Raw genomic sequence first — 3,402 nt, 5'->3', positions numbered from 1 at the left:
AGGTCATCTTATTTTGTCTGGACAGTTGCTAGATTTTTGGACTGTAGAAAAAAGAGATATGTTTGCCGTTGCAGTTCAGATCGGTGCGATTGCTGCAGTTATTTATGAGTATTGGGGCAAATTATGGGGTGCTTTGATTGGAGCAATGAAAGGTCAGGAGCAAGGTCGACGTTTAAGCCTAAATTTAATTATTGCTTCAATTCCTATTGTGATCATTGGATTAACATTTGGTGATGTGGTTAAAGCGTATTTATTTAATGCCATTACTGTTGCTATCGCTTTAATCGTTGGTGGTTTTATCATTCTTTGGGCGGAAAGACGCCAGCATTTAGTTGTCAGTTCTGAAGTGGATGATTTGACGTTTAAACAAGCAACGTTGATTGGACTGATTCAATGTTTTGCTTTGATCCCTGGTACCTCACGATCGGGTTCAACGATAATTGGTTCTTTATTTTTAGGGATATCACGTAAAGCTGCTGCTGAATTTTCATTTTTCTTAGGGATCCCTGTACTGATGGGTGCAGGTTTACTCGATATGTATAAAATGCGAAATGATTTACATAGTAATGATTTAGCAGTACTTGCAGTTGGGATTGTGGTTGCTTTTATTTCTGCTTTGATCGTGATCCGTGCCTTGATTCGATATGTTTCTAAACACGATTTTACGGCATTCGCGTATTATCGTATCGGTTTTGGGGTATTTATCCTTGCAACATGGTGGACAGGTTGGGTGCATTGGTAATGAGGATGATATGTTGGTATCAAGCAGAATATGAACACTCATTTCAGCAACTTCAAGCTCGTTTTGCTGAACTAGATGTAAAACTTGAGGGTCATGTTGTAGAGAAAATTAACTCAAGATTTTTACGTTTGAATCCTGATATGGCATTGGTATTGGATGAAGATGGTTTAAGTCTCAGTGCAAATGGCATGAAAATGCAGCCCGATTGGTGTGCTGAAATTCCTCGTTTAAAAAGAGCAAGTTTAAAATCAGAAATGATAGCGAGGGCATGCCAACTTGGAGAGAAACCAACACTTATTGATGCTACAGCAGGGTTGGGACACGATAGCTTGCTTATGGCACATTTGGGTGCCAATGTACGCTTAATTGAGCGACATCCAATTTTATTTGTATTACTCGAATATGCTAAGGCGCAAGCGGAAAGAGACCCCTTTTTACAAGCCACTATGCAGCGCATTCAACTTATACATGCAGACTCAAATTGCTATTTAAATGAGTTAGCACAGAAAGGTGAATATCTAGATGTTGTTTATCTAGATCCGATGTTTCCCCAGCGTGATCAAAATCAGCAAGCGATAAAAAAACAGGCACAAGTCAAAAAACAAATGCAGTTGTTGCATATGTTATTACCCGAAGATGGTGAAATGGATTTGGGTGATCAACTACTCGATTTAGCTAAGAAAATTGCAAAAAGAGTAATTGTTAAACGACCACGCCATGCAGTTTATCTCGCTGAACAACATCCTGATCATCAATGGTTAGGGGATGCTTGTCGATTTGATGCTTATTTTCCAAAAGGTTAAATTTGAGTCTTTTTATCAGATGATTGTTTGGCTTAGGTCAATGCTCGGTAAAAATTTGTGATATAGTTCAAAAGCATGATTGCTAAAAAATTCTTGCTAAGCTTACACTACGGTTGCATATATTAACGATTTTGAAAAAGCGACATTTAATCTATAACGTTTGGCATATTTTTTTAGTTTAGGCTTAAAAAGAGATACTCCCGAAGAATTCTATGATAGATCTCAAACCCTCCATTAATATCTGGCATGATTTCAAAAGTAACCAAATTGCTGGAATGTGGTTGTTCCTCGGGTCCCGCCGTTCATTACAAGTGGTTCATCCCTCTATCACCCAGCTGATCCTTTGGGGGATTTTAGGTGGCTGTACAAACTCGTTATATAGTTGGTTAGTAGCTGGTCAAGTAGGTGATTTTAACCCTCAAGGTCTCATTGGCTATGCGCTTTGGCCGTTCATTGCCTTGATTGTCGGGATTTTTCTATCTCAACGGATGAACCAAGCACGTTTGATGTTAGTGCCTGCTTTACTCTGGTTGGTTCTTGATACCAATATTTTGCTCTTACAGTGCTTGATTCAGTATTTAGGATCGAATGGATATCTAAACTTCATTCCTGATAGTATCTATAATGGTTTTTTACCACCATTCTTTGTGGCTTTATTTGTTTGGCAAAGTTTAGCTGTAATTTGGGTGTTCTCACGTGCGCTGAATTGGCCTTGGTGGGAGCGAGCTCTCGTTTTTATCGCAACGATTGCAACGATGGTGGTTTGGCAATTATCGGTGAAAGATCAACCGATTTGGAAAGTCGAAGAAACTCCGCCAAGCTTTTCAGAGGAAGCCTTTTATGCTCAGAGTAATTTATTGCAACAAGCATTAGATAACATCCAATATGGCGACATTGCCCAAAGTCACTGGTACTTTTTAGGTGTTGCAGGTGATAGTTATGTGGATGTTTTTAAATCTGAAGTTGAGCGTATAAAAGAGCAGTTTGATACACGCTTTGGAACTGTCGACCGTTCTATCATGCTGGTCAATAACCCTGCCACGCGTTTAGAAGTACCAATAGCTTCAAAGACAAGTATCGAGCTTGCTTTGCGCCGTATCGGTCAACAGATGAATCGTGATAGTGATGTTTTATTTCTTTATATGACATCACATGGTGAAAAAAATCATTTTGAACTAGAAAATGCACCACTTGAATTAGGTCAGGTCGATCCAAAATGGTTACGTGAAACTCTGGATAAGTCAGGTATTCGTTGGCGAGTGATTGTAATTTCTGCATGCTATTCTGGAAGTTTTATTCCAGCATTACAGTCTCCAGAAACATTGATTATTACCGCATCAGCAGCGGATAAGACTTCTTTTGGCTGTAATAATGAAGCAGATTATACTTATTTCGGTCGAGCTTTTTTTGATTTGGCGATGCGTGAACAGTCTTCAATGAAAAAAGCCTTTGAACAAGCCAAACAAACGGTGACACAGTGGGAAACTGCACAAGGTTTTGAGCCATCTGAACCACAATGGTCAATTGGTCGTAATATGGAACTCATGCTGCCGCAATTAGAACCATATTTATTCCCTACTCAAAATATTACAACAACAGACATTACAAAAACACAGGATGATCAACATGCAGCTACTGCAAAAAAATCGTTGTTTTGAGGGTGAGCAAAGGATTTATCAACTTGAATCACAACACCTCAAAGGCTCAAGCCGCGTTGGTGTTTATCTCCCACCAGCTGCTTTAGATGGCAAACCTTGTTCTGCGCTTTTTTATCTTGCAGGGCTTACGTGTAGTGAAGAAACATTTGCAATAAAAGCACATGCACAACGTATGGCAGCAAGATTAAGTCTTATTTTG

General features: G+C 39.2%; 3 protein-coding genes and 1 pseudogene. All 4 read left to right on the top strand.

Features of this window, described 5'->3' with window-relative positions; genetic code table 11:
- A partial coding sequence (locus A2003_RS09025) for an undecaprenyl-diphosphate phosphatase (protein WP_286687187.1) occupies positions 1-742 on the top strand: 742 nt, incomplete at its 5' end.
- A complete protein-coding gene (locus A2003_RS09020; RefSeq protein WP_039908323.1) occupies positions 742-1,545 on the top strand; it encodes a class I SAM-dependent methyltransferase in 804 nt (267 codons plus the stop codon). The genes A2003_RS09025 and A2003_RS09020, both read left to right, overlap by 1 nt.
- 212 nt (positions 1,546-1,757) lie before the next feature.
- Positions 1,758-3,203, top strand: a complete 1,446-nt coding sequence (locus tag A2003_RS09015; RefSeq protein WP_004914392.1) for a C13 family peptidase — start codon at positions 1,758-1,760, stop codon at positions 3,201-3,203.
- A pseudogene (locus tag A2003_RS09010) lies at positions 3,172-3,402 on the top strand (S-formylglutathione hydrolase); the annotation flags it as partial. The gene A2003_RS09015 and the pseudogene A2003_RS09010, both read left to right, overlap by 32 nt.

The organism is Acinetobacter sp. GWC1_38_13 (assembly GCF_001767535.1).
Taxonomy (GTDB): domain Bacteria; phylum Pseudomonadota; class Gammaproteobacteria; order Pseudomonadales; family Moraxellaceae; genus Acinetobacter; species Acinetobacter junii.
This window is presented reverse-complemented; position numbering and strand designations above follow the sequence as displayed.

What these genes read in the sequence shown, in the direction of transcription:
- A2003_RS09020 (WP_039908323.1), top strand. Translation starts at nt 742, where the DNA reads ATGAGGATGATATGTTGGTATCAAGCAGAATATGAACACTCATTTCAG.
- A2003_RS09015 (WP_004914392.1), top strand. Translation starts at nt 1,758, where the DNA reads ATGATAGATCTCAAACCCTCCATTAATATCTGGCATGATTTCAAAAGT.